This is a genomic window from Pedobacter alluvionis, from assembly GCF_003664035.1.
Taxonomy (GTDB): domain Bacteria; phylum Bacteroidota; class Bacteroidia; order Sphingobacteriales; family Sphingobacteriaceae; genus Pedobacter; species Pedobacter alluvionis.
On sequence record NZ_RCCK01000013.1, the window covers coordinates 497,438 to 522,667 of the forward strand.

The following is a 25,230-nucleotide window of genomic DNA, read 5'->3' on the forward strand; positions in this document are numbered from 1 at the left end:
TTCCCTGGTGTCCTAAGACCAATTTATTGGTCTAATTCTAATCATTTCCTGAAGCGGAATTTTATCTGTAGGTTGGTGTGTCTAACCGACTATAATAGCTTCCTAAGCCGCTTCTTGAGGCTAGCCTGTTTAGCGTTGCGCAGAGTATCTCTAAGGTTAACGAAGAAATCGAGTTTCAACACAATACCTCTAAACAAGTCGCAAACTCTGTTCCATCTATAGCCTATCTATATTCTATCACTGAAATAGATTGTAGTTAAGATGGTTGTTTAGGACAACCAGCAAGTAGACGAACAAAAAAAGGCTCGCAACTTTCATTGCGAGCCTTTTGCATATTCTTGATTTAATTTTACCAGAAAGTCGAGTAAAGCGCAATTAAAATTCCGAACACAAGTATCGATCCAACGGCAAACGAAGGATGAACTTTGAACATGCTCGAATCTACTTCTAAACCATTAGATTTATCGCCTTTGCTGTTTTCTAACATACTAATGGCAAACATCACTACAATACAGACTACAAATACAATACCCATTCTATCTAAGAAAGGTATTTCATAAATTCCATCTGCATTGGCTACCGAGAATCCAAAATCGTGAAGGAAAGACAAATCCATCATTCCCGGTAAGAATTTTAACAATACCGATAAACCAAAGCCACCTATAGTAGCAAATAAGGCTGCATTTGAAGTGGTTTTTTTCCAGAAGAAACCCAAAATAAACATGGCAAAAATACCAGGACTTACAAAACCTGTGTACTCCTGAATAAATTCGAAACCACCTTTTTTATCGATACCTAAGAAGGGAGAAATAGCGATTGCGATAGCCATTGCAATAATTACAACTACGCGTCCGGTACTTACCAGTTTTTTCTCACTGGCTTCCTTATTAATGTGTTTCTTAAAAATATCTAAAGTAAAAATAGTAGAGATACTATTAATTTTACCAGCTAGTGAGGCAACAATTGCTGCGGTTAAAGCGGCAAAAGATAAACCTTTTAATCCTGTTGGTAAAATACTCAATAAAGTAGGGTAAGCTCTATCTGGGCGAAGTTCTCCGCCAGGCATCATTGAATTTACATCAATACCTGTTTTTTCCTGGTATAACATATATACTGCAATACCTGGCAAAACCACTATTAGCGGCATTAACAGCTTTAAAAACGCTGCAAATAAAATACCTGCTCTGGCTGTTTTCAGATCAGCACCTAAAGCACGCTGGGTGATGTACTGGTTACAACCCCAATAGTTTAAGTTTACAATCCACATCCCACCAAGCAATACCGTCATGCCAGGTAATGAAGCATAATTCGCACTGTCTTTCTTAAATATCATGTGGAAGTGGTCTGGTGCTTTTTCTCTTAAGAACGCTAAACCATCTAATACGCCGTGGCCACCAAAATGATCACTTACTAAATTAAGTGCTAAATAAGTAGTTGCTAAACCGCCGAAAATTAAAAACGCTACCTGGATTACATCCGTGTAACCAATTACTTTCATACCACCTAATGCTATAATTACCGAAAAGATGGCTAATCCCATCATACAATACCAAAAGCCAATACCCGAAATACTGCTTACAGCTAAAGCTCCCAGATATAAGATTGAGGTTAAGTTTACCACAACATACAATAACAACCAAAACACAGCCATAATCATGGCTACAGTGCCATTGTAACGTTGACTTAGAAATTGGGGCATGGTGTAGATCTTATTTTTAAGATATACAGGGATAAAAAATGTAGCAACAATTACCAATGTTGCAGCAGCCATCCATTCGTAAGTAGAAATGGCTAATCCCATTTTAAATCCATCGCCGCTCATGGCTACAAATTGCTCGGCACTAATGTTCGAGGCAATTAAAGATGTGCCAATTGCCCACCAGGTAAGTGAACCTTCTGCAAGAAAATAATCCTTGCTGCTCATCTGCTTTTGCTTTTTACGATGGTAAATCCAGAAACCATAAATTGCTACAATGGCAAAGTAGGCTAGAAAAATAATGTAATCTGTGACTTTCATTTAAGTTATTTGGTTTAGAAATCTAAAAGTAGTAAAATCATAAATTAATATCCGCTTTTTTTTGAATTAAAAAATGTTAAAATGACGTTTATTAATTTGACCTTCCTAAAATTCAGGTTTGTTGAGCTCAGGTGAGCTATGTATATCGTCATTTCAATTTGCAGTGCAATGGAATGCCTGCCTATAAAGGCGTTGAGAAATTTATTTTTCAAAAATTAATATACGTATTCTCCATGATCTGTGAAGACCACGGAGAATACATGTATAAAGATGAATTTAAATATACCTGTTAATTAGGTTTTCAAGATATTCCTGCTTTCCGCTGCGTACCTCTGGTTCGCCATTTTCTGCAGCATAATTCCTTAAATCTTCTAAACTTAGTTTGCCTTGTTCAAATTCGGCACCTTTTCCACTGTCAAATGAAGCATAGCGGTCGGCCCTTACTTTTTTGTAATCAGATTTTTGAAGAATAGCATCTGCGGTAACTAATGCCCTTGCGAAAATATCCATTCCGCCTACATGCGCATAGAATAAGTCTTTCTGATCAGTAGAGTTACGGCGGATTTTCGCGTCGAAGTTTACACCTCCACCCTGTAAGCCACCACCTTCTAAAATGATTAACATGGTTTCGGTGAGTTCGTTAATATCGTTCGGGAACTGATCGGTATCCCAGCCATTTTGATAATCGCCACGGTTTGCATCGATAGAACCTAATAGGCCGTTATCTACCGCAACCTGTAATTCATGCTGGAAAGTATGACCTGCCAGTGTTGCATGGTTTACTTCTAAATTTAATTTAAAATCAGCCAACAGATCATATTGTTGTAAAAAGCCTTTTACTGTTGCCGCGTCGTAATCATATTGGTGTTTAGAAGGCTCGCATGGTTTAGGTTCAATAAAGAATGTTCCTTTGAAGCCCTGTTTGCGTGCATAGTCTTTAGCCGCGTGTAAAAATTTAGCCAGGTGCTCCTGCTCACGTTTCATGTTGGTATTCAATAAGCTCATATAGCCTTCTCTTCCTCCCCAGAAAACATAATTTTCGCCACCAAGAGCAATAGTTGCATCTAAAGCTGCTTTAACCTGGGCAGCTCCGTGTGCCAGCACATGAAAATCAGGATTGGTAGATGCACCATTCATGTAACGCTTATGGCTAAATAAATTGGCTGTTCCCCACAATAGTTTTACACCGCTATCTGCTTGTTTTTGTTTTGCATATTCAACAAGGGCCTGTAATCTGCGTTCATTTTCTGCAATATCGTCACCATAATCTACCACATCTACATCATGGAAACAATAATAAGGGATCTGCATTTTGGTGATAAATTCAAAGGCCGCATCCATTTTATCTTTTGCCCTTTCTACAGCATCTTTCTTCTCATCCCAAGGGAAAACGTGTGTTGCTCCTCCAAACGGATCGGCACCATTACCATTGAATGAATGCCAGTAAGCACAAGCAAACTTAAAATGCTCGTTCATGGTTTTGCCTGCTACTACTTTATTGGCGTCGTACCATCTAAATGCTAGTGGATTATCGCTTTCCAGACCTTCAAACTGGATCTGGTTAATGCCTTTGAAAAATTCAGTTGCTCCTGTTACTACTTTTGTCATGTTTTTTGTTTTTGATTCGTGGTTGTTGGTTCATAGTTGATAGCCGATGGCTGTGAACCATTAACCAATTGCTAATTGTTTTTCTAATATTTTTTTCCAATCCTGATAGATTGCTTCATATTCAGCTGAATGTTGTGGCATTAAAGTATTAATTACTTCGTGTTTGCTAAAAGCTTCTTCTGCATTTTTAAAAATTCCTGCGCCTATGCCCGCACCTAATGCTGCGCCTACACTGCCATCGTTTTCGTAAAGTTCTACCGGAATGCCCGTAACATCTACAAATGTTTGTGCAAATACATCACTTAAAAACAGGTTGGCCCTTCCGGCCCGGATGACTTTAGGCTGCATGCCATTTTCCCGCATAATATCCAATCCGTAACGGAAAGAGAAGGCAATCCCTTCTTGTATCGCCCTGAAGATATCTGATTGATTGTGGAGATTTAAATCTATACCCAATAACTGTGCACCAGTATATTGATTGTTTAACATCCGTTCTGCACCATTTCCAAAAGGAAGTACCTTTAAACCATTACTACCTATTGGCGCTTTCGACGCCAGGATGTTCAGGTCTGCATAAGTAGACTGTGGTGCAAAATTATGCTTTGCCCAGCGATACATGCTGCCGGTACCATTAATACAAAGTAAAACTCCTGTGTGCTTTTTTTCTTTGGAATAGGTTACGTGCGCAAAAGTATTCACTCTTGATTGTTGATCGTAAGTAAGTTCGTCGCTTACGCCATAAATTACTCCAGATGTTCCGGCTGTGGCCGCAACCTCCCCAGGTTTTAATACATTTAGTGAAAGTGCATTGTTCGGCTGATCGCCAGATTTATAGGCAACAGGAATACCTGTTGGTAAGTTCAAAGAATTGGCAATATCGGCTTTTAAATAACCATGTTCGGAGAATAAAGGTCTTACGGGTGGGATAAGGTTATCTGAAATGCCATAATACTCCATTACATCTTTAGAAATTTCGTGGTTTTCAAAATCCCAGAAAATGCCTTCAGATAGTGCCGAGATACTTGTTGTAATTTCTCCTGTTAATTTCATAGCAATAAAATCGCCAGGGAGCATTATCTTATCAATTTGGTTATAGATGTCTGGCTCATTTGCTTTAACCCAGGCCAGTTTTGATGCCGTAAAGTTTCCGGGAGAGTTTAATAAATGTTTCAGGGATTTGTCATGCCCAATGGCCTCAAAAGCACTATTGCCCAGTTCAACTGCTCTGCTATCGCACCAAATAATACTATCTCGGAGCACCTGCTGGTTTTTATCTACAACAACCAATCCGTGCATTTGGTATGCAATACCAATGGATTTAATTTCTTTTGGATCAAAAAGACCTGTCGAATTTAGTTTGAGAATGGCCTGTTGAACATTTTGCCACCAATCATCAGGAGATTGTTCTGCCCAGCCAGACTGTAAAGATTTGATGGCTGTTTCCTCCTCCGGATATTGAGCGGTAGCTATGTTTCTTTGTGTAGCTGCATCAACAATGGCAACTTTTATGGATGAGGTACCTAAATCAATTCCTAATAAATACATGCTTTCATCTAATTTTAATATTTGGTTATGCAAACGGTTGCATAAAGATAGCTGGAAAAATATAAAACGCAAATTTTTTATAAAATCGTTTGAATTAAATGCAATAATTTGAATTGTTTTAATCTTTATTTTGGAGCTAATGGCGAATTATTTAATAATTTATATTTTTACAATTAATACATTTGATTGTTTATGGAACAGATTACATGGGGCGATTTCGAAAAAGTAGAATTAAGGGTCGGAACCATTTTAGAGGTTTTCGAATTTCCTGAAGCGCGAAGACCAGCATATAAAGTTAAAGTAGATTTTGGCGAATTTGGCATTAAAATGAGTAGTGCACAGATTACCAAACATTATACATTGGAAGAATTACCTGGAAAACAAATTGTTGCGGTGGTTAACTTTCCCAAAAAACAGATCGGCAAATTCATGTCAGAATTTTTAGTTACCGGTTTTGCCGATGAAAACGGCGATATCGTATTAACTACGGTGCAAAGTAAGGTTCCTAATGGAAGTAAGCTGATTTAGCCGACTTCCGAAGTTTGCCTTAGCCTTGGCCATGTAAACTTTGAGGCATTTCCCGCAGATTTAAAAGGATAAGAAACACAGATCATTTTAATAATATAAATCTGCGATGTTTATCTGCGGCAATCTGTGGGAGAATAGAGTATCTATTTATACCGCGAAGTTCTCTTATTAAGCACAGGCCTCACCAAATAGCCCTGATTGAGTGGAAAGCCCGCAAACGAGGTACGAGTGCGGACTTGAAATGGAAAGCAGGACTGAAGTAACCGATTAGCAAGTAATTGCGCTCCAAAACCTATAACACTTCTGAAATTTCCCTGCGCATTGCTTTATTAAACTTCGGAAGTGTTACCCTATATTTGCCACATGAGTTTTTACAATTTCGAAAATACCGATCCGGAGGAAGAAGACATCCATTACATGAAACTGGCTTTGGAAGAAGCAAAAAAAGCTTTAGCTGATGATGAAATTCCGATAGGTGCTATAGTGGTAAGTAAAAACAGGATTATTGGCCGGGGCTATAATTTAACCGAACGTTTTAATGATGTAACGGCACATGCAGAAATGCAGGCCTTTACCTCAGCGGCACAAACCATTGGAGGGAAATATTTAAGGGATTGTACCTTATATGTAACCATCGAACCTTGTGTAATGTGTGCCGGGGCGAGTTACTGGACGCAGATTGGACGCATTGTGTATGGTGCCAGAGAAGAAAAAAGAGGATTCATCTCCAAAAATACAAATCTGCTCCATCCTAAAACCGTGTTAAAAGGCGGCGTAATGGCTGAGGAGTGTGGAACATTAATGAAGGGATTTTTTGCGAAAAAGAGGTAGATTGAGTTGATGTTCGGTAATACTATAGTTCATGGCCTAATTGTAGGCTGTCTCATAAATGTAGAATTGTCATCCTGAGGGATAATTTATTGTAAAATCAATATTAGTGACGTAGAATTGTTTTCTCTTGTCCTACGGCGCAGTCTTGCCTCGGCTCACCGCCGCCGAAGGGCTCTTTCTTTTTGGCATCAAAAAGAAACAAAAAATGCCGGCTGAAAATTTTTCTTTTGAAGGCACTTCTGCAGCCAGAACAGTGCAGCCCGAAAAATTTGTTAGGCCGGATTTAAGTAGAACGGCGATCCCGTGCTATGGCCTAGCTGGATGGAAATGCAAGAATAGTTAAAACGCTGATTAATAATAATTTATAAAATAACGTCAATGGTAGCTTGTCGAAGGGCCTGTTTTAGATGTCTTACTAGGCGTTTCGACAGGCAACGTGACAAATCAATTGAACTACAATTTTATGAGACGGCCTCTTATAAGAACAGCATTTGTAACACATTTAAGATATAAATGGTGATACAATCCGCCTTCTCATGCACCCTGATTGCAAAGCGGGATGATGGTAGTTTTTTCTAAAAACCTTCCAATATTAAAACATTCAACATTACAACATTAACCCGGAAAACGATTTGATGATAATAACATGAACAAATCTTAACGTTCTAATGTTATATTTGCTACAAGAAACATTTTTAAATCTTAAAACATAAACATTATGGCTTTTGAATTACCTGCGTTACATTACGCAACCGATGCATTAGAACCGCATATTGATAAAACTACCATGGAAATCCACCATGATAAACACCATCAAGCTTACGTTACCAACTTAAACAAAGCGTTAGAAGGTAAACCTGAAGCGAGCTCTAGCATCGAGGAAATTGTAAAAAACATTTCAAAATTCCCTGCTGCTGTTAGAAATAATGGTGGTGGTCATTATAACCACTCATTATTCTGGAATATCTTAGGTCCAAATAAAGGTGGCGAGCCAACTGGCGATTTAGCTAAAGCAATTAACGAAACTTTTGGTTCTTTTGCTGATCTTAAAACTAAATTACAAGAAGCTGGTGCTACCCGCTTCGGTTCTGGTTGGGCCTGGTTATCGGTAGGTGCTGATAAAAAACTTCAGGTTTCTTCTACTCCAAACCAAGACAATCCTTTAATGGATGTTGCTGAGGTAAAAGGTACACCAATTTTAGGTATTGATGTTTGGGAACACGCATATTACTTAAAATACCAAAACAAACGCCCTGATTATTTAGCGGCAATTTGGAATGTAGTAAACTGGGATGCAGTTGCTGAACTTTACAAAAAAGCTTTGTAAGCTAAATCTTCCATAAAATTTAAAAGAAGTCCCGGTGCAAATCGGGACTTCCTTGTTTTAAGATAATTAAGTAACTTCGCAGATATAAAATATTCGAAATGAAAAGGCTTGTAATTTTATTCTTAATTGTAATTGGTGTAAATGGATTGGTAAGTGCGCAGCAAAATAAAGTGCCTACTCCTTCAGAAATTGCAAAAAAGAATGTAGAGGATCTTGACAAAAGGTTAAAACTAAATGGAACGCAAAAAAGCGTAATCTACAGCTTTACCTATAACCAGGCGAAAGAACAGGCTGATTTAATTAAAAGACAACAGGCAGGCAACTCACGCGAAGAGGATGTAGATAAATTCTATAAATTGCAGAATGAGACCTCGAAGAATATCCGCAATGTTTTAAGACCAGAGCAGCAAACCGAATATGATAAAATCATAGAGGAGCGTTTAAGCGGCAAAGGCTTAAAAGCTAAAAACAAGAAAAAGAAAAAAGGCGAAGAGGAAGAAGTGGAGAGTGATATTAAAGGCTTGCTGTCTGCACCTCCGGTAGAAAAACAAAATCAGTAGTATTTTTTTCAAACTAGCTTTGGTAATCGGTTAAGTCATTAACAAATGCCAGAGATCATCTTAGGTCCTATTTAATCAATAGTCGTCACCCCTGACCTGTAGCGAAGCGAAAAGCTACGAAGTAAACCGAGCCTTAAGCGAGCTCACCGAAGGTAATTTATTTCAGGGTCTATGCAGCGGTAAAGATGCTGAAATGAATTCAGCATGACGATTGCGTGGGTTAGACTTGCGAAGTTTTTCCTGCGCACTGCCCATTTAAACTTCGCAAGAAAGTCTAAATCCCAACAACATCTTTTTTCTTTTTTTGCTTCATTGCTTTTGGGATAATTTCTAATATTTCATCTTTTAAAGCATTAAGCATCCGTTTTTTAATGAAGTTTTTATGTGTAACCAGACTGATCTCGCGTACAGGTTCAGGCGATTTAAAATGACGAACCTTATTGATCTGCTTTGCATTTAATTCTGTTATAGCAAGCTCGGGCAATAGTGTTGCACCTCCATTTAAATCAACCATACGCACCAGGGTTTCTACACTACCTGTATTATACTCCAACCCTTGTAACCTGTTGTTTTTTGTGGAGCGGCAAATGTTTAATACCTGATTACGCATACAATGGCCTTCGTTTAAGAGCCAGATGTTTTCTTCGTTCAGATCTTCAGCATCAACGGCCTTCTTTCTATAGAGTTTGCTGTTTTTGCTGATGTAGCTTACAAAGTTTTCGTAATATAATGGAATTTCGGTAATGTTCGGGTCGGTAAGTGGGGTGGCTAAAATACCACAATCGAGTACTCCTGTTTTTAGGTGATGAATAATGTCTTCGGTGGTGTATTCCCAGATTAAAAGTTTTAATTCAGGATACTTATCCAGCATGGCCGAAATCACTTCTGGAAGCAGGTATGGTGCAACAGTTGGGATTACGCCTATTCTTAATTCTCCTAAAACATCCTGCTGCTGACTGCTGATCAGTTCTTTTATTTTTCCACTTTCCTGTAAAATAATTCTGGCTTGCGCAATAATCTGGGCGCCAATTTCGGTCGGACTTACGGGTTGTTTGCTCCTGTCGAAAATTTTAACGCTGATCAGTTCCTCTAGTTTTTGCACCTGCATACTTAAGGTCGGTTGCGTTACAAAACATTTATCAGCAGCGGTAACAAAACTTCTGTAAGTATCTACAGCAACGATATATTCTAGTTGAACTAAAGTCATATAGTTAAAATTTATTTATCTTATCAAAGATATAAATTTTAACTATATAAAATTAATGACTGAGAGAATTAGTGATTGATTGAATGGGGTGGATTAAAACATTCTGTCATTCAACTCTCTCATTCAGTCATTTCTTAATATCTGCTTTCGAAATCCTGATAAGCCAGGGCAATACCTTCTTTAAGCTCAATTTTATGTTTCCAGCCCAGGTTATGCAGTTTGCTTACGTCCATCAACTTGCGTGGTGTTCCATCCGGCTTAGTGGCATCGAATACTAATTCGCCTTCAAAACCCAGTACATCTTTGATTAATAAAGCAAGGTCTTTAATGGTTAAATCTTGTCCGGTACCCACGTTAATCAAGTGCGGTTCGTTATAGTTTTGCATCAGGAAATAACAGGCATCTGCCAGGTCGTCTGCAAACAAAAATTCGCGCATAGGCGATCCGGACCCCCAAACAACAATTTCCTTTTCGTTGTTCGCTTTTGCCTCATGTACCTTACGGATCAAAGCTGGTAAAACATGCGAATTTTGAGGATGATAGTTGTCATTAAAGCCATATAAATTTGTTGGCATCACTGAGATGAAATTGCAGCCATACTGATCGCGGTAGGCATCGCACATTTTGATCCCTGCAATTTTTGCAATGGCATAAGGTTCGTTGGTGTGTTCTAAAGTTCCGGTTAAAAGATAATCTTCTTTTAAAGGTTGTGGAGCCATTTTAGGGTAAATGCAGCTCGACCCCAGGAACATTAATTTTTTAACGCCGGTTACATAAGCATTATGGATCACGTTATTTTGTATGGCTAAATTTTCGTAGAGAAAATCGGCCCTATATGTATTATTGGCTACAATGCCGCCAACCTTTGCCGCAGCAAGAAACACATAATCTGGCTTTTCATTCGCAAAGAAATCGGTAACGGCCTGCTGGTTGCGCAGATCCAGTTCATCTGAAGTTTTGGTGATGATATTTTCGTAACCTTCTTTTTGTAGTTTACGGTAAATGGCCGAACCCACCATTCCACGATGACCTGCAACATATATTTTAGCGTTTTTTTCCACGGTAATTTTTATAAGCTGCAAAAATACGATTCCTAAACAAGATTGCCATTAATCTTTATGGCAAAAGAAACTTCGATTATTGATTTAATTGTATTTTTGCAGAAAAAAAACTTTTGGGTAAAGATAAACTTAGGCGTTTTGCAGAAATCGAAACATTTGCAAACGTATATCAATTAGAACAAGGAAAAGCTTTAAAGGGAAACTGGGCTTCAGCACATTTTAAAAATGCGAACCCCATTGTGCTCGAATTGGCATGTGGAAAAGGCGAATATTCGGTAAATCTGGCAAGGTTGTTTCCGGATAAGAATTTCATCGGTGTTGATTATAAAGGTAACCGCATTTGGCGCGGGGCCAAAACAGCTATTGAAGACGGGATCGATAATGTGGCTTTTTTAAGGATACAGATTGAAAATTTGTTGGATTACTTTAACGAAGGAGAAATTGATGAGATCTGGATTACCTTTCCTGATCCTCAACCACAGGATAGCCGTGAGAAAAAACGTTTAACTTTTCCCGCATTCTTAAACCGGTATAAACTTGTTTTAAAACCAGGTGGTCATGTTAATTTGAAAACAGATAACGACCAACTGTATGCTTATACCTGCGAAAAGGTTGCAGAATTAAGTTTACCTATACAAAAAAATACCGATCATTTATATACTTCAGATCTGGTTGATGAGGTATTGTCGATCAAAACCTATTACGAGAAAAAATACTTGCTACACGATAAGAATATTAATTATATTCAATTTTCTTTTGAATAATGGATACCAACTTTTACGAACAGGTTTATGAGATTGCCCGCTTAATTCCGAAGGGAAAGGTTACTTCTTATGGAGCTATTGCGAAAAGTTTGGGTGCAGCAAAATCATCAAGAATGGTCGGGCATGCCATGCTTTATGCCGGAACAGCCCATCCTCAAGTGCCTGCACATAGGGTAGTAAACTGTAGTGGCCTGCTTACCGGAAAGTTTCATTTTAAACCTCCTGAGCTAATGGAAGAGTTGTTAAGAAAGGAAGGCGTTGAAGTTAAAAATGATAAGGTGCTTAACTTTAAAAAGGTTTTCTGGAACCCGCTGGAAGAAATCAACCTTGACTAAGTAAATTAATGAATATCATGCTCTCATTCAAAAAATCATTCATTCAATAATTATTATACATGGGAAAGTTAGTAGAAGAATTTAATGGTTATCGTGAAAAAATGAACGATAGGATCATGGAAACGGCGAATACAAACATCAAACGTTTTTTCGCTTTAGATACCACTTCCTATGCTGACGGTGCCCTGGATGTTAAAACAAAAGAAATGTTGGGCCTGGTAGCCTCAATGGTTTTGCGCTGTGATGACTGCATTAAATACCATTTAGGCAAATGTTTCGACGCGGGTGTAAACAGCGACGAAATGAACGAAATTTTTATGATCGCCAATCTTGTGGGCGGCAGTATCGTAATTCCGCATTATAGGAGAGCGGTGGAGTATTGGGATGAACTAAGTTCTAGTCCAGAGTCTTAAGTCCTAAGTCTATAGTCTCTTTCTCTTCCCAAATTATTATATTAGTTTAAAAAAAACATGGGAAAGTTTAGAGAATTAATCGCTTATAAAAAAGGATTTGCTCTTTTGATGGACGTCTTTAATTTAACGAAAGATTTCCCTAAATCAGAGCAGTACAGCCTGGTAGATCAGATGCGTAGATCTTCAAGATCTGTATGTAGCAGTATTGGTGAAGCCTACAAAAAGAGAAGATACCCTAATCATTTTATTAGTAAACTATCAGATGCAGATATGGAAAATGGTGAAACGCAAGTTTGGTTAGATGTAGCGCTCGCCTGTAATTATATCTCTGAAGAAAAATTCAATTACTTGGATGCTCAATGTGAAGAAATAAGCAAACTATTAAATTTTATGATTAGCCATCCTGCAAAATTCGCATAATATGACTCAAGACTCAGGACTCAAGACTCTGGACTCAATAGTACGTTGCACCTGGGCTGGCACCGATCCACTTTACATCAAATACCACGATGAAGAATGGGGAAAGCCTGTCTACGATGATGAAATTTTATTTGAATTCCTGATCCTTGAAGGTGCGCAGGCAGGTTTAAGCTGGATTACTATCCTTCGAAGACGGGAAAACTACCGTAAAGCCTTTGCCAATTTTGAGGTTAACAAAGTAGCTGCCTTTACTGAAAAAGATGTAGAAAGGTTAATGAATGACGAAGGCATTATTCGTAACCGTTTAAAAGTTAACGGTGCCATTACCAACGCTAAATTATTTATCGGGATTCAGAAAGAATTTGGCAGTTTCTCTAAATACATGTGGAGTTTTGGTCAGGGCGATAAACCAATCCAAAATCACATCGAAAAAATGAGTGATGTTCCGCCACGAACAGAACTTTCTGATCAGATCAGCAAAGACATGAAAAAACGTGGGTTCAAATTTTTTGGCACCACCATCTGTTATGCGCATATGCAGGCAACTGGCATGGTGAACGACCACTTGTTAAACTGCTGCGCCAGATAATGTTTGCTTCAGCTACAATACACACGGATAGATTTTTATTGAGGCAATTTTGTTCTGACGATTTAGCATTTGTTTTTGAAGGATTATCCCATCCGGATGTGATCCGCTATTATGGTGTGTGCTATGCAAGCCTGGAGGAAACCAATGAACAATTGATCTGGTTCAATGAGCTTCAAAAAAATGAAACAGGTATTTGGTGGGCAATTTGTGATCAAGAAAGCCTTGTTTGCTTAGGTGCCATTGGACTTAATGATTTAAGTAAAACGGATCAAAAGGCTGAAATCGGTTTTTGGCTGTTGCCCGAACATTGGGGAAAAGGCATCATTAAAGAAGTAGCAAATCCCATTTGTAATTATGCCTTTGAGAAATTAGGCTTAAGAAAAATCGAGGCTATGGTTGAAACTGAAAATGAAAATAGCAGAAAAGTGCTGCAAAAACTTGACTTTGACTATTACAAAACAATGGAGAACTGTGAAATTAAAAATGATAAGCTTATCAGTTTAGCCATATATGTAAAGCTAAAGCATGAAGATATTATTTAGACGATCCTGCAATCTTAAAATCTATTAAATCCTGGCTTTATTTCTTTGTCGCGTTATATTCCTTAACCCATTCAATTACCTCTCTGCTATTAAAATCGGTTCCGGCTTCTACCTTAGCTTTTAAGGCAGGTTGGTCTCCCATTTTCTGCAACAGAATATTCTTCACCTCAATCTTTTTGCTGTCCTCGGTTATCGCTTTCATGGGTACTTCCTGTAAAGGTCCGGCGCCAGGTTTTTCAATAAAGTAGCGCACAACAGGTGCGCCTGCAGGTCTTTCAGGTGCTGCATTACGTCCGCCGCCGATGCTGATGCCTCCGCCCATACCCATGCCACCATAACCACCAGTGCCTGTTCCAATACCAATTGAAGGCCTGAATTTTACCTTTTTCTCTTTCACCTGAGGAACCAGGGTGCCTCCGCCAAAGGAATAAAGGTTAACAGTTCCCATTTCGATTACTTTAACAAAACGATATTCGAAATTGCGCCCATTTGCAAATCCCTTGCTCACAAAACTATCACCATTCCAGAAGAAATTTTTCACATCCTTTGCAGGCAAAATCACATCAGCCTCATCATTGGCGCTAATAAACACCGAAAAATAATCGGTTCCTTTTATCGTTCCGCGGATTACATCGTCGTTATTTTTAACGATAAAATCCTGTGCATAAGTGGTGAACGCTATTGAAAAAAATAAAATAAAAAGGTTGAAAATCTTCATAAGTTAGCAATATCGGGATACAACGTAAATTATTTAAAAATAATATCCAAAAACAGTAATGATTGAAACGCTCTCTGCATTTTGGGATTTCTTAAAAAAGCCAAAACTTCTAAAACTCAGTAAAGATAATAAATCTCTTTGGAGAGATCTCTTATGGTTGCTCCTACTCGATTTAATATTTGCAGGTATTATAATGGGTATTTATTATATTCTGGTGCATTTTAAAGTTATTAAAGAATATGTTCAGGAAATCGATATCCTGAAAAAGTACGGGTTAACTGTGACCTTGCTTCTGATCTGTATTTTTGCTCCGGTATTAGAAGAGTTTTTATTTAGATGGCACCTAAGAAAGAAATATCTTTCAATATATTTTGTGTGTTTTACTTTGGGTCTGATATCAAATTACTTTATAAAGAGCAGTTTTCTTACGTGGCCTGTTTATATCTTTTTTCTTTTTGTGGCATTAATTGTTCATGGATATTTTAAAAGAATAGACATTCGCAAAAGACTGGTTTTTCAACAGAAATCGTTTGGCTATCTCTTTTATTATTCTGCTATCATATTTGGTTTAACACACTTGGGCAATATTAAAGGTTTAACACTAAGCGATCCCGCTTTCATTCTATTTGTCATCTCCCAAACATTTACAGGTATATCGCTTGGTTTTATACGCATCAAATATGGCTTAGGTTATTCAATGTTATTACATGGCTTCTTTAATTTTATCCTGTTATTATTAACGGTCTTTTTCTCTTAAATTGGGAGTTTATCTTTTCTAAACCTTTAACTTTTGTTACTTTTATCATCCGATAAATCTATTTGTCGGTGTAATCATAAAATCGGTGTAATCACATGAATAAAAAACTCTTTCTCCTCGACGGTATGGCGCTAATGTACAGGGCGCATTTTGCATTAAGTAAAAATCCGCGTTTTACCTCAACAGGTATCAATACATCGGCAGTAATGGGCTTTACCAATACCTTATTAGATGTTTTGAAGAAAGAAAAACCGACACACATTGCAGTAGTTTTTGATACTGAAGCCCCAACTGAAAGGCATACCTCTTTCGAAGCCTATAAAGCACACCGTCAGGCCATGCCTGAGGATCTGGCTGCTGCAATGCCTTATGTAATTAAATTGATTACCGGTTTCAATATCCCCGTAATTACTTCTGATGGGTATGAGGCAGATGATATTATTGGTACACTGGCGAAAAAAGCGGAACAAAAGGGGTATCAGGTTTACTGTATGACCCCTGATAAGGATTTTGCACAACTGGTTTCTGAAAATATTTTTATTTACAAACCTGCCCGCATGGGTAACGATATGGAAATATTGGGTGTAAAAGAAGTATTGACTAAATGGGAGATCGAAAATGTATTGCAGGTGATCGATATCCTGGGCTTATGGGGCGATGCCGTGGATAATATCCCGGGTATCCCGGGTATTGGAGAGAAAACTGCTAAAGCTCTGATCAAGCAATATGGCTCTATGGAGAACATTATTGCGAACTCCCATGAGCTAAAAGGAAAACAACGCGAAAACGTTGAGAATTTTGCAGAACAAGGTTTAATATCCAAAAAACTAGCGACAATTCTGTTGGATGTTCCCGTTGAATTGGATGAGGCCAGTTTAGAACTTTGTGATCCGAGCCGCGATTTATTAGAACCATTATTTACCGAGTTAGAATTCAGGACTTTAGGGCGCAGGGTATTTGGTGATGAATTTTCGGTAACTACAGCGCGTTTTCAGGAAGGTACGCAAACAGATTTATTCGGCAATCAATCGGGCGAAACCATTCAATATACCAACACACTGGAAGAAGAACCTGCAGAAAAACTTCCAGCCAAAACCATCGAAAATACTGAACATGATTACCAGCTAATTGACTCGGCAGAGCAGCGTGCTGATCTGATCAAATTGTTACTTGCTGAAAAGCGGATTTCCTTTGATACCGAAACTACTGGCACTGATGCAAACATGGCCGATTTAGTAGGTTTGTCATTCTCTATTAAACCTGGAACAGGTTATTATATCCCAGTGCCTGCAGAAAGGGAAGAAGCGCAATTAATTGTTGATGAATTTAGGGTGATATTGGAAAATGAGGCCATCGAGAAAATCGGTCAGAATACCAAATACGATATCCTGGTTTTAAAATGGTATGGCGTAGAAGTAAAAGGCAAACTTTTCGATACCATGCTTGCACATTATTTAATCGATCCCGATACCCGCCATGGGATGGATGTATTATCAGAGAATTACCTTGGTTATTCTCCGATTTCTATTACCAAACTAATTGGGGCGAAAGGCAAAAACCAGGGCACCATGCGTGATGTTCCTGTGGTAGATGTTGTAGATTATGCAGCCGAGGATGCCGATGTAACTTTGCAGTTAGCACACATCTTTGAACCGAAATTAAAAGAGTTAAATGCAGCCAAGCTTGCCGAAGAAATTGAAAATCCTTTGGTTTATGTACTGGCAGACATAGAAAAGGAAGGCGTTCGAATTGATATCGAAACTTTACAGGCCTATTCTAAAGAACTTGAAACTGAAATTATCAAGTTCGAACAGAATGTGTATGACAAAGCCGGAATTAAATTTAACCTGGCTTCGCCGAAACAATTGGGAGAGGTTTTATTTGATAAACTTCAGCTCGACCCGAAAGCTAAAAAAACTAAAACCGGTCAGTACCAAACCGGAGAAGATGTTTTAATGGCGCTAGCGAGTAAAAGTGATATCGTGAAGGATATTTTAGATTTCCGCCAGTTACAGAAACTTAAATCAACCTATGTTGATGCATTGCCATTAATGGTTAACCCTAAAACGGGAAGGGTACACACTTCTTACAATCAGGCCGTAGCCGCCACTGGCAGGTTAAGCTCCAATAACCCGAATTTACAGAACATCCCGATCCGTACCGAACGTGGCAGGGAAGTGCGTAAAGCTTTTATTGCAAGAGATGAAAACCACATTTTGCTGTCGGCCGATTATTCGCAGATAGAATTGCGCATTATTGCCGAAATAAGTAAAGAAGAAAATATGCTTGATGCTTTTAGCAAAGGGATCGATATCCATACGGCAACAGCAGCTAAAGTATATGGTGTAAGTATTGAAGAGGTTGATGGAACGCAGCGTAGAAATGCAAAAGCAGTTAACTTTGGTATTATTTACGGTCAGTCGGCTTTTGGTTTATCGCAGAATTTAGGCATTCCACGTAAAGAAGCTGCCGAAATTATTGAACAATACTTTGCGCAATATCCTGGTATTAAACGTTACATGAGCGATACCATGAATTTTGCCCGCGAAAATGGATTTGTAGAAACCATAATGGGTAGAAGACGCTATTTGAGAGACATTAACTCGGCCAATCAGATAGTAAGGGGTTTTGCTGAACGAAATGCCATTAACGCGCCTATACAGGGTTCTGCTGCTGATATGATCAAGATTGCTATGATCAATATCCACAAAGAGATGAAAGCACAAAATTTGCAATCAACTATGACTATGCAGGTGCATGATGAGTTAGTGTTTGATGTATTAAGGTCTGAAAAAGAAGTGATGAAAGCAATTATTCAGGATAAAATGGCCAATGCCATTAAATTAACTGTACCAATTGTTGTAGAAATTGGTGAGGGTGAAAACTGGCTGGCTGCGCATTAAAAAATAAAAATAGTTATTATCTTCATTAAAACTTCATATCGATTTATGAATTTTATATCAACAAAATAAACGAGTAAAATAAAAATCGAAAGTTATGAAACCTCTGAGTGAAACGAAGAAATTTCATAACAACTAAAAAACAAATCAAAGAATTATGAAAAAGTTATTGAGTTTAATCGCAATCGCAGCATTTGGTTTAACAACAGCATTTGCTCAAACACCAGCTACAGCTACTAAAGCTAAAACTGTTGCCAAAAAAGAAGTAAAAACAACAACTGCACCTGTTAAAGCAGGTGTAAAACAAGATGCTAAAAAAGTAGAGACTAAAACCACTACTACAGCTACTAAAGTAAAAGCAGATGGTACACCAGATAAACGTTTTAAAGAAAATAAAGCAAAAGCAGTAACTAAAGTTGCTGGTCCAACTAAAAAAGATGGTACAGCAGATATGCGTTACAAAGCAAACAAAGCTGCCGCTGCTAAAAAGAATTAGGTTCAGGTTTATAATTTGAAGGGTCTCCAATGAAAATCGGAGGCCCTTTTTTGTTTTTACGCCACATGGATTACTCCTTAAGCGTGCACTCTGCAAAAAAATCGTCATCTCGACCGGAACGCAGTGTAGCGGAGAGATCTACCTCGAGATAGATTTCTCCATTCCGTTGCACTTCAGTCAAAATGACGGCTCGCCGAAACTATAAACTTATTGTTTCACCAATTTCTGGCAACAATAAAGTTTTGTTTTCGCGCTTAAATTTATCCAAAGCAGCTTTGGTATCAATTTCAATTACCGGAAAGGTATTGTAATGAACGCCGATCACCTTGTCACAATCGAAATATTTTGTTGCCACCAAAGCATCATCAACATCCATGGTATAATTCCCGCCGATTGGTAAAATGGCATAATCCAAGTTGCAAATATCAGCCAAAACTTTCATTTCAATTGTTAGGCCTGTATCACCAGCAAAGTAGATCTGTTTGCCATCAACTTCAAGTACAAAACCAGCAGGATTTCCGCCGTAACTTCCATCTGGTAAACCTGATGAGTGTGTAGCGGGCACCATGCGTACAGTTCCCCAATCGAAAGTAAATTTACCAAAATTCATTCCATGTACTTTTTCCACGCCTTGTTTCGAAGCCCAATCGGTAATCTCAGGCATTGCAATAACGGTTGCCTGGGTTTGTTTAGCCAATTCAACCAAGTCGGCTACGTGGTCGCCATGACCATGGCTCACTAAAATATAATCAGCTTCAATCGCTTTAATATCTACATTTTTAGCTAGTGGATTATGTGATATAAATGGGTCGAACAATAATTTTTTGCCAGCTGCTTCTAGTAAGAAACAAGATTGGCCATAATAGGTGTATTTCATAGTTTTAGTATCAAGTAGATTGATTTGAGTATCAAGATTGATTTTGACGATATATTATTGTCCAAACATACCGCCTAAGCCTCCTAGCATATCTTGCGCCGAGGCCTGCATTTCGGCAGCACTAACCTGTTCGGCACTTGCCATCGCTTTGTTAATTGCAGTTAATAACAGTTCTTCCAATTCTTCCTTATCGGCATTTTTCAAAAACTCCTCATCAATGGAAATTCCGGTGATGGATTTATTGGCTGTAGCGGTGATTTTTATTGCACCATTTTCAACTTCGCCAAACACCGAGATCGTATCCAGACGCTTTTTAACTTCCTCGGCTTTTTGTTGAGCCGCAAATAATTTATCGAACATAATCGTTTTGTTTTGTAATGAAACTAAATCCGGCCTAAAATCGTGTTGGCCTCATCAAGGAAGCGCTCAATCTTTTTAGTGCCTATAAAGCTTTTAAGGTTTAAAATGGTTGTTTTATTTTTGGCAGGCAAAAAAATCTCTGCCCTGACTTCGGTACCTGAATAAATAAGATTGGTTGTTTTACGGATCACCTGAAAACGGATCAGGTCATCAAATGGGTATTCTTTTTTAAAACGGCCAGCAAAAGTAGAACGGATAATTTTCCTTTGGCTTTTATCAAAGCGGATGTTGGAGGTTGCTGCAAAAAGAAGTGCCAAGCCTATCGCCGCTGGGAAATAGGTGATGAGTATTTTTTGAATAGATCCTTCGTTTGCCAAAAAATCGGGGCTAAACAATATGGCAACAGTAGCACCGATAAAAATCAACCCCAAAATAAAACTTCCTATCTTATTATCCCGCAACAGGTAAACACCACCTTCTTCTCTGAAAAACTTAAAATCGTAAATGGTCTGTTTAGGAATTACTGGTGCATTGGCGAATACAAGCTCATCAATCTTTGGTAATACCTCCTGCTGAAAAGCAATGAGGTTGGCATTGGTGGCTTTACTATAACCGGAAGAAACAAGTAAGCCTCTGCCATGTCTGTTACTTTTTTTGAACAGTTTATAATTAAAGCCGCTTCCCAGCACTTCGTATGGCTCTACTGAGGCGATATCATCAAAAGGGATTGATCCAATCGGTAAAAACGCGATTTTTTTATATAAAACCCTGCTGTTCCCATCAAAAATTACTTTTGTTTCGGCAATAAAAATCAGCAGTAACGGAATTAATAACAGGAAGCCATAATACCCAAGAGTGAGGCCGGCAGAATAACCCTGTACCGATTTTGATAAAAAGAAAATAAAGGCCGCAATCAGTACAAAAAATATAAGCCCAACTATCCTTAAATTTCTTTTAGGATAGATGGTTAATGTACCCGGTCCGATAATCCATTTTGTTTTTGCCATAAATTTAATCTTCGTCTGAACCTGGCAAACTGCCATTGCCATGGTATGCCCCCTTACGGATAATCGGCATGTCGAAGTGTTTATACAGATCGTCGAGATGCATCAAACTTCCGTTGGTCAGGTTGCCTAAAAACACAATAACAATATTTTTGTTTAGATCTCTTACATAAATATGGCGGAAACCATGCCACCAACCCGTATGGTATACCACTTTGTCCATTTTTTCGCCATCAAACATTCTCCAACCATAACCATAGTTGAAGTGGCCATTAATAGGTTTATTGTGTCCGGTATAGGCAGAATCGAGGCTCTTTTTACTTAATAATCTTCCATTTTTCAAATATTTATCAAACAGCACCAAATCGTGTACCGTACTATAAATGCCTTTATCTCCAACTGGTCCATCCAGAAAGTTCTGTGCAACAGAATATCTAAAACTATTGCGGTCGTGGCCAACTACGTCAACCGGAATTTTTTCATACTCGGTTGTACTATATACGTGTGTATGTTTTAATCCTGCCGGTTTAAACACATGTTCCATCATGTACTGCGAATAGCGCTGACCGGTTACTTTTTCTATAATGGCACCCAACACCATAAAGTTTGAGTTGTTGTAATGGAATCGGTTATCCGGTTTGGTGTATGGATTAGGTTTACGCTCGGCAATAACATTCATTACTTCCTGGTTGGTTACCCCCTTTTTCATGTTACGCTTTTCTTTACGCCAGATATCATCGATAAAGTACACGTAATTCATCATACCACTACGGTGAGAAAGCAATAATTTTACAGTAATGCCCTCATAAGGAAAATTAGGATAGAACTTTTTTACGTTATCGTTTAACGAAAGTTTTCCAGCCTCTACTAATTGCATAATCGCTGTGCCGGTAAATGTTTTGGTAATGGAAGCCAATTCAAACTCTGAGTTGATCGTCAAACTATCTCTGTGGAGGTAATCGGCCCAACCGATCGCTTTTTCGTAAAGGATTTTCCCGTCTTTTGCCACCAGCATATTTCCGTTAAAACCATATTTTTTATGTAGATTATCTACAAAATCGGCAATCCATTTGTCGCCTTTTTGTGGGTTGTAAACCAATAAAAGGCTATCCGCTTTATCGTCATCTTTGGTGCGGATTTTTTTTTCAGCAGCCTTTTTCTCTTCAGATTTTTTGCTTGAACAAGCAGTTAATAAAGTTGCAGAGAGGGCTAATACTGAACATATATATCTAAAATTCATTTATAATAAGGGTAGTATATTTAAAACCCGAAAATTAAAGAATTTTAGACGGTTAAAACGAAAGAGTTTTACACATTTTCGCAATTTTGGCCGTACCAGCATTCAAATAAATGTCCTTTACTTCCATAAACAGGGTCGCTGTCTGGATTTTTCACTTTAGCAATGGTTTCATCTGCTTCAGGTCGCTCTTCAGCTTTCCCATATTTCATATCGTAATCTGAGCCATTTGGATATGCGCCTACGACAGTAAAGTCGTCGCTTGAGTTCAGTTTTTTATGTGCTACACCTGCAGGGATGATAATTACGTCACCTTTATCCAGTTCTATACAAACGCCATGCTCACCTCCAAACTGTACATCGGCCTTGCCACAGAATACGCCCATTACCTCATGTGTATTGCTATGGTAATGGTGATAATCAAAAATACCATCAACCCAAGAATTGGTATAACCATTCTGCGCGAAAACTTTTTTGATTACTTCTTCAGTATCATCAGGATGTAACCTGAACGTACCTTTGTAAATCATTAACGGTAGAGTAGGATTATTAGGGAAATTGCCGTTCTCCTCTATTTTATGTGCAACTAAGTAAGCTTCTTGTATCAGTTTTTCTTTGTCCATGATTTTGGGTGTTTAATAATTAACAAAGGAATTGGAAAAGGGTTTAGGTTTATCAGGTTTTTCTCCCGCAGATTTAAGAAGATAGGCGCAGAGCTGCTCTCTTTTTCCTAGACTGAATTTATTATTTTGATAATTACAGGAATTATAATATTTTTAGTTAATCATCCTCATTTAAGAATACCCATTAAATTTTTATACTATGGATGAGAATGATATCTCCTATCAAATAAGAAGTGCAATATTTACAGTTTACAATGCATTAGGCCCCGGTTTATTAGAATCTGTTTACGAAACGGTACTGACTTATGTTTTAACCAAAAATGGCTTAGATGTTAAGCAACAGGTAAAATTACCGGTTGTTTTTGAAGGTATAACCCTTGATGCCGGCTATAGGATAGATTTATTAATAAACGATCTGGTCATTATCGAAGTAAAATCAGTAGAAACACTTGCGCCAGTTCACCATAAGCAGGTACTTACTTATCTGAAACTTTCTGGCTTACGACTTGGATTGCTTGTTAATTTTAATTCATCAGATATATCTCAGTCGATATGGAGAAAAGTGAATGGTCTTTTTTGAATGTTTCCCGCAGATTTAAAAAGATCAGCGCAGATTTAAATGCTTTATCTGCGTGCTCTGCGGCATCTGCGGGAAACACTTTCTAGTATCAAAAATATATAAACTACTTCTGGCTTTCTGCCCAGGCATCCATCTTAGCTTCAAAAACAGATAAAGGAAACGACCCATCTTTTAAAACTGCAGTATGAAAAGCGGCCAGTTTAAACTTCGGACCTAATTCCTTCTCATATTTGCTTCTCAATTCCCTTATTTTCATTGCTCCGGTTTTGTAGCCTAAAGCTTGTGCAGGAATGCCCATATAACGTTCAATTTCTGCAGTGGCACCTTCAGTACTAATCGCTTCATTGTCTGTCATGTATTTTATAGCTTCTTCCCTGCTCATGTTTTTGGTGTGAATGGCTACATCAACAACTAAACGGATGGCCCGGTGCATTTCATCGCCCAGTGCACCCATGTGTTGGTATGGATCCTGATATAGGCCCAGTTCTTTCCCTAACGATTCGCAGTATAATGCCCAACCTTCTACATAAGCATTATGTCCACCAAAACGGCGGAAATTAGGAAGTGATTTATTTTCCTGCGTTAAAGAAATCTGGTAATGGTGGCCTGGAATTGCCTCATGAAGAAACAGCGATTCCATACCCGAAGTGGTGTTAAATTTTTTCGCATCTAAAATGGGTACATAAAAGATCCCTGGTCGTGATCCGTCTGCAGAACCTTGATTATATTCAGCACTGGCCGATGCAGCCCTGAAAGCTTCTGTTTGACGGATTTCGAAAGGTGTTTTAGGCTCTACCTCAAACATTTTTTTCAAGTTGGGTTTCATGCGCTGGTGGATATTTTCAAAAGCAGCTAGCACCTCTTGTGGTGTTTTATAAGGCATGAATTTTTTATCCGCTTTCATGTATTCGAAAAAAGCTTTTAAATCTCCCTTAAAGCCAACTAAATTTTTTATGCTATCCATTTGGCCTTTAATCCTGGCGACTTCTTTTAAGCCTGTTTGATAGATTTCTTCTGGTGTTTTGTTAGTAGTGGTTTGTTGTTTTACCAGATAAGTGTACCAGGCCAATCCGCCGGGCATAGCCGAATAGCCAGAGGTAGTTCGTGTTTTCGGCAGATATTCGTTCTTTAGATAGTCGGCCAATTTTTTATAGGTAGGGATAATTACATTGGTAATCGATGTGCGGTACGCTTCTGTCAACTTTTGTTTATCTGACGCAGAAAAACTTGCTGGTATTAATTTGATTGGTCCGTAAAATAAACTTTCTTCGGGTTTGGTTGCCACCATACTTTGCATTTGAGGAATCATTTTTATCACCAATGCTTTTGGCAATACAATTCCGGCGGCGGCCCCTTTTTTAAAATTGCCAATGGCGGTATCGGCCCACACTGAAAATGCATCAACCCGTTTTAACCAATCTTCGTAATTTTTTACAGTTTTAAAAGGTTGTGCCCCTGTGCCCGAACCCAATTGGCCGATGGTTAAGGGTAGCGCAAACATCTGGTTAAATGGGAGGTATTCAGAATGGTATTTTAATCCTTCCAGATTAATTTCCAGTTGATCTTTCAGGTAGTCATAAGATAATTTATCGTTTGCGTCAAGGCTTTCGCGGTCATATTTACCCAGACTATCCAGATAACGCTGATTGTAGCTTTTAAACTCTTTCAAATAAGCTTGCGATCCGTCATTTGCCAAAAGATCGTTATAACGTTCATCTCCGATGTAAGTAGAGCTTAAAGGATTTATTTTTAATCCGTCCTGATAATATTGTTCGCAAAGTGCCGCAAAGGTTTTGTTTTCTGCGCCATTATCAGAACTGTTTTTTTGCTTACAGGCAAGCATTGCAGTAATGCAGGCAGCAAAAAGAAATATCTTTTTCATTTATTTTGAGTTAAGGTTCTAATCAAAAATAGGAAATTAAGTCGCCAAT

Annotated in this window: 26 protein-coding genes; 14 read left to right on the forward strand and 12 right to left on the reverse strand. The window is 38.3% G+C overall.

All coding sequences use genetic code 11. The annotated features are described in order from the left end of the window. Positions 1-349: 349 nt before the first annotated feature. The 3 genes from BCL90_RS18905 to BCL90_RS18915 all read right to left on the reverse strand — a co-directional run bounded on the left by BCL90_RS18905 (position 350) and on the right by BCL90_RS18915 (position 5,170). Positions 350-2,017 (reverse strand): sodium/sugar symporter, encoded by a 1,668-nt coding sequence (locus BCL90_RS18905; protein WP_121285799.1) that lies wholly within the window; start codon positions 2,015-2,017, stop codon positions 350-352. 276 nt (positions 2,018-2,293) lie between these two features. Continuing rightward, positions 2,294-3,625, reverse strand: coding sequence for a xylose isomerase (gene xylA, locus BCL90_RS18910; protein ID WP_121285801.1), 1,332 nt, complete (start codon positions 3,623-3,625; stop codon positions 2,294-2,296). Between the two features lie 60 nt (positions 3,626-3,685). Next, the gene (locus BCL90_RS18915; protein ID WP_121285803.1) at positions 3,686-5,170 is read right to left on the reverse strand and encodes a xylulokinase; all 1,485 of its coding nucleotides are present in this window, start codon (positions 5,168-5,170) and stop codon (positions 3,686-3,688) included. 192 nt (positions 5,171-5,362) lie between these two features. On the opposite strand from BCL90_RS18915, the gene BCL90_RS18920 reads away from it, so the two are divergent. The 4 genes from BCL90_RS18920 (at position 5,363) to BCL90_RS18935 (ending at position 8,416) form a co-directional block, all read left to right on the forward strand. Beyond that, positions 5,363-5,698, forward strand: coding sequence for a tRNA-binding protein (locus BCL90_RS18920; RefSeq protein ID WP_121285805.1), 336 nt, complete (start codon positions 5,363-5,365; stop codon positions 5,696-5,698). 363 nt (positions 5,699-6,061) lie between these two features. Continuing rightward, a complete protein-coding gene (locus BCL90_RS18925) occupies positions 6,062-6,529 on the forward strand; it encodes a nucleoside deaminase (RefSeq protein WP_121285808.1) in 468 nt (155 codons plus the stop codon). Positions 6,530-7,247: 718 nt separating this feature from the next. Next, on the forward strand, positions 7,248-7,856 hold the full coding sequence (locus BCL90_RS18930) for a superoxide dismutase (RefSeq protein ID WP_121285811.1): 609 nt from the start codon (positions 7,248-7,250) through the stop codon (positions 7,854-7,856). Positions 7,857-7,954: 98 nt separating this feature from the next. Continuing rightward, positions 7,955-8,416: a hypothetical protein gene (locus tag BCL90_RS18935; protein ID WP_121285814.1), complete on the forward strand. Its 462-nt coding sequence runs from the start codon at positions 7,955-7,957 to the stop codon at positions 8,414-8,416. 274 nt (positions 8,417-8,690) lie between these two features. Here the strand turns inward: BCL90_RS18935 and BCL90_RS18940 are convergent, their stop codons facing one another. Together BCL90_RS18940 and fcl are read right to left on the reverse strand one after the other, a co-directional pair. Next, complete coding sequence (locus tag BCL90_RS18940) at positions 8,691-9,623, reverse strand: hydrogen peroxide-inducible genes activator (RefSeq protein WP_121285817.1); 933 nt, start codon at positions 9,621-9,623, stop codon at positions 8,691-8,693. Between the two features lie 134 nt (positions 9,624-9,757). After that, positions 9,758-10,684, reverse strand: a complete 927-nt coding sequence (gene fcl, locus BCL90_RS18945; protein WP_121285820.1) for a GDP-L-fucose synthase — start codon at positions 10,682-10,684, stop codon at positions 9,758-9,760. A gap of 113 nt (positions 10,685-10,797) precedes the next feature. On the opposite strand from fcl, the gene trmB reads away from it, so the two are divergent. Genes trmB through BCL90_RS18975 form a run of 6 tightly spaced genes read left to right on the forward strand, consistent with a single transcriptional unit; the run spans position 10,798 to position 13,747 of the window. Next, entirely contained in the window at positions 10,798-11,448 is a 651-nt protein-coding gene (trmB, locus tag BCL90_RS18950; protein WP_121285823.1) for a tRNA (guanosine(46)-N7)-methyltransferase TrmB, read from the forward strand. Further along, positions 11,448-11,783 carry an MGMT family protein gene (locus tag BCL90_RS18955; protein ID WP_121285826.1) on the forward strand — a complete coding sequence of 112 codons (336 nt, stop codon included), beginning with the start codon at positions 11,448-11,450 and terminating at the stop codon, positions 11,781-11,783. Before trmB ends, BCL90_RS18955 begins: the two co-directional genes overlap by 1 nt. Positions 11,784-11,842: 59 nt before the next feature. Continuing rightward, a complete protein-coding gene (locus BCL90_RS18960; RefSeq protein ID WP_025141457.1) occupies positions 11,843-12,196 on the forward strand; it encodes a carboxymuconolactone decarboxylase family protein in 354 nt (117 codons plus the stop codon). A 57-nt stretch (positions 12,197-12,253) separates the two neighbouring features. Then, a complete protein-coding gene (locus BCL90_RS18965) occupies positions 12,254-12,616 on the forward strand; it encodes a four helix bundle protein (protein ID WP_121285829.1) in 363 nt (120 codons plus the stop codon). A gap of 1 nt (position 12,617) precedes the next feature. Continuing rightward, positions 12,618-13,205, forward strand: coding sequence for a DNA-3-methyladenine glycosylase I (locus BCL90_RS18970; protein ID WP_121285832.1), 588 nt, complete (start codon positions 12,618-12,620; stop codon positions 13,203-13,205). Beyond that, positions 13,205-13,747 (forward strand): GNAT family N-acetyltransferase, encoded by a 543-nt coding sequence (locus BCL90_RS18975; RefSeq protein WP_121285835.1) that lies wholly within the window; start codon positions 13,205-13,207, stop codon positions 13,745-13,747. The genes BCL90_RS18970 and BCL90_RS18975 overlap by 1 nt, the downstream gene beginning before the upstream one ends. A 37-nt stretch (positions 13,748-13,784) precedes the next feature. Here BCL90_RS18975 and BCL90_RS18980 read toward each other — a convergent pair whose 3' ends face one another. Continuing rightward, the gene (locus BCL90_RS18980; RefSeq protein WP_121285838.1) at positions 13,785-14,465 is read right to left on the reverse strand and encodes a hypothetical protein; all 681 of its coding nucleotides are present in this window, start codon (positions 14,463-14,465) and stop codon (positions 13,785-13,787) included. 58 nt (positions 14,466-14,523) lie between these two features. On the opposite strand from BCL90_RS18980, the gene BCL90_RS18985 reads away from it, so the two are divergent. The 3 genes from BCL90_RS18985 to BCL90_RS18995 all read left to right on the forward strand — a co-directional run bounded on the left by BCL90_RS18985 (position 14,524) and on the right by BCL90_RS18995 (position 18,618). Next, on the forward strand, positions 14,524-15,222 hold the full coding sequence (locus tag BCL90_RS18985; RefSeq protein WP_121285840.1) for a CPBP family glutamic-type intramembrane protease: 699 nt from the start codon (positions 14,524-14,526) through the stop codon (positions 15,220-15,222). Positions 15,223-15,317: 95 nt separating this feature from the next. Beyond that, positions 15,318-18,125 carry a DNA polymerase I gene (polA, locus tag BCL90_RS18990; protein WP_121285842.1) on the forward strand — a complete coding sequence of 936 codons (2,808 nt, stop codon included), beginning with the start codon at positions 15,318-15,320 and terminating at the stop codon, positions 18,123-18,125. A 154-nt stretch (positions 18,126-18,279) separates the two neighbouring features. Continuing rightward, positions 18,280-18,618 carry a hypothetical protein gene (locus BCL90_RS18995; protein WP_121285845.1) on the forward strand — a complete coding sequence of 113 codons (339 nt, stop codon included), beginning with the start codon at positions 18,280-18,282 and terminating at the stop codon, positions 18,616-18,618. A gap of 199 nt (positions 18,619-18,817) precedes the next feature. Here BCL90_RS18995 and BCL90_RS19000 read toward each other — a convergent pair whose 3' ends face one another. From BCL90_RS19000 to BCL90_RS19020, 5 genes are all read right to left on the reverse strand, one after another. Continuing rightward, complete coding sequence (locus BCL90_RS19000) at positions 18,818-19,495, reverse strand: metal-dependent hydrolase (RefSeq protein ID WP_121285848.1); 678 nt, start codon at positions 19,493-19,495, stop codon at positions 18,818-18,820. 54 nt (positions 19,496-19,549) lie between these two features. Beyond that, positions 19,550-19,855, reverse strand: coding sequence for a YbaB/EbfC family nucleoid-associated protein (locus BCL90_RS19005; RefSeq protein ID WP_121285851.1), 306 nt, complete (start codon positions 19,853-19,855; stop codon positions 19,550-19,552). A gap of 23 nt (positions 19,856-19,878) precedes the next feature. Then, positions 19,879-20,862 carry a hypothetical protein gene (locus tag BCL90_RS19010; RefSeq protein WP_121285854.1) on the reverse strand — a complete coding sequence of 328 codons (984 nt, stop codon included), beginning with the start codon at positions 20,860-20,862 and terminating at the stop codon, positions 19,879-19,881. Positions 20,863-20,866: 4 nt separating this feature from the next. After that, entirely contained in the window at positions 20,867-22,099 is a 1,233-nt protein-coding gene (locus BCL90_RS19015) for a serine hydrolase domain-containing protein (RefSeq protein ID WP_121285857.1), read from the reverse strand. A 68-nt stretch (positions 22,100-22,167) separates the two neighbouring features. Beyond that, a complete protein-coding gene (locus BCL90_RS19020) occupies positions 22,168-22,719 on the reverse strand; it encodes a cupin domain-containing protein (protein ID WP_121285860.1) in 552 nt (183 codons plus the stop codon). Positions 22,720-22,918: 199 nt separating this feature from the next. Here BCL90_RS19020 and BCL90_RS19025 point away from each other — a divergent pair, with 199 nt between their 5' ends. Further along, on the forward strand, positions 22,919-23,299 hold the full coding sequence (locus BCL90_RS19025) for a GxxExxY protein (RefSeq protein ID WP_121285862.1): 381 nt from the start codon (positions 22,919-22,921) through the stop codon (positions 23,297-23,299). Between the two features lie 103 nt (positions 23,300-23,402). On the opposite strand, the gene BCL90_RS19030 is transcribed toward BCL90_RS19025, so the two are convergent. Further along, positions 23,403-25,181, reverse strand: a complete 1,779-nt coding sequence (locus BCL90_RS19030) for a DUF885 domain-containing protein (protein WP_121285865.1) — start codon at positions 25,179-25,181, stop codon at positions 23,403-23,405. Positions 25,182-25,230: the final 49 nt, after the last annotated feature.

What these genes read in the sequence shown, in the direction of transcription:
- BCL90_RS18905 (WP_121285799.1), bottom strand. Translation starts at nt 2,017, where the DNA reads ATGAAAGTCACAGATTACATTATTTTTCTAGCCTACTTTGCCATTGTA.
- xylA (WP_121285801.1), bottom strand. Translation starts at nt 3,625, where the DNA reads ATGACAAAAGTAGTAACAGGAGCAACTGAATTTTTCAAAGGCATTAAC.
- BCL90_RS18915 (WP_121285803.1), bottom strand. Translation starts at nt 5,170, where the DNA reads ATGTATTTATTAGGAATTGATTTAGGTACCTCATCCATAAAAGTTGCC.
- BCL90_RS18920 (WP_121285805.1), top strand. Translation starts at nt 5,363, where the DNA reads ATGGAACAGATTACATGGGGCGATTTCGAAAAAGTAGAATTAAGGGTC.
- BCL90_RS18925 (WP_121285808.1), top strand. Translation starts at nt 6,062, where the DNA reads ATGAGTTTTTACAATTTCGAAAATACCGATCCGGAGGAAGAAGACATC.
- BCL90_RS18930 (WP_121285811.1), top strand. Translation starts at nt 7,248, where the DNA reads ATGGCTTTTGAATTACCTGCGTTACATTACGCAACCGATGCATTAGAA.
- BCL90_RS18935 (WP_121285814.1), top strand. Translation starts at nt 7,955, where the DNA reads ATGAAAAGGCTTGTAATTTTATTCTTAATTGTAATTGGTGTAAATGGA.
- BCL90_RS18940 (WP_121285817.1), bottom strand. Translation starts at nt 9,623, where the DNA reads ATGACTTTAGTTCAACTAGAATATATCGTTGCTGTAGATACTTACAGA.
- BCL90_RS18955 (WP_121285826.1), top strand. Translation starts at nt 11,448, where the DNA reads ATGGATACCAACTTTTACGAACAGGTTTATGAGATTGCCCGCTTAATT.
- BCL90_RS18960 (WP_025141457.1), top strand. Translation starts at nt 11,843, where the DNA reads ATGGGAAAGTTAGTAGAAGAATTTAATGGTTATCGTGAAAAAATGAAC.
- BCL90_RS18965 (WP_121285829.1), top strand. Translation starts at nt 12,254, where the DNA reads ATGGGAAAGTTTAGAGAATTAATCGCTTATAAAAAAGGATTTGCTCTT.
- BCL90_RS18970 (WP_121285832.1), top strand. Translation starts at nt 12,618, where the DNA reads ATGACTCAAGACTCAGGACTCAAGACTCTGGACTCAATAGTACGTTGC.
- BCL90_RS18975 (WP_121285835.1), top strand. Translation starts at nt 13,205, where the DNA reads ATGTTTGCTTCAGCTACAATACACACGGATAGATTTTTATTGAGGCAA.
- BCL90_RS18980 (WP_121285838.1), bottom strand. Translation starts at nt 14,465, where the DNA reads ATGAAGATTTTCAACCTTTTTATTTTATTTTTTTCAATAGCGTTCACC.
- BCL90_RS18985 (WP_121285840.1), top strand. Translation starts at nt 14,524, where the DNA reads ATGATTGAAACGCTCTCTGCATTTTGGGATTTCTTAAAAAAGCCAAAA.
- polA (WP_121285842.1), top strand. Translation starts at nt 15,318, where the DNA reads ATGAATAAAAAACTCTTTCTCCTCGACGGTATGGCGCTAATGTACAGG.
- BCL90_RS18995 (WP_121285845.1), top strand. Translation starts at nt 18,280, where the DNA reads ATGAAAAAGTTATTGAGTTTAATCGCAATCGCAGCATTTGGTTTAACA.
- BCL90_RS19000 (WP_121285848.1), bottom strand. Translation starts at nt 19,495, where the DNA reads ATGAAATACACCTATTATGGCCAATCTTGTTTCTTACTAGAAGCAGCT.
- BCL90_RS19005 (WP_121285851.1), bottom strand. Translation starts at nt 19,855, where the DNA reads ATGTTCGATAAATTATTTGCGGCTCAACAAAAAGCCGAGGAAGTTAAA.
- BCL90_RS19010 (WP_121285854.1), bottom strand. Translation starts at nt 20,862, where the DNA reads ATGGCAAAAACAAAATGGATTATCGGACCGGGTACATTAACCATCTAT.
- BCL90_RS19015 (WP_121285857.1), bottom strand. Translation starts at nt 22,099, where the DNA reads ATGAATTTTAGATATATATGTTCAGTATTAGCCCTCTCTGCAACTTTA.
- BCL90_RS19020 (WP_121285860.1), bottom strand. Translation starts at nt 22,719, where the DNA reads ATGGACAAAGAAAAACTGATACAAGAAGCTTACTTAGTTGCACATAAA.
- BCL90_RS19025 (WP_121285862.1), top strand. Translation starts at nt 22,919, where the DNA reads ATGGATGAGAATGATATCTCCTATCAAATAAGAAGTGCAATATTTACA.
- BCL90_RS19030 (WP_121285865.1), bottom strand. Translation starts at nt 25,181, where the DNA reads ATGAAAAAGATATTTCTTTTTGCTGCCTGCATTACTGCAATGCTTGCC.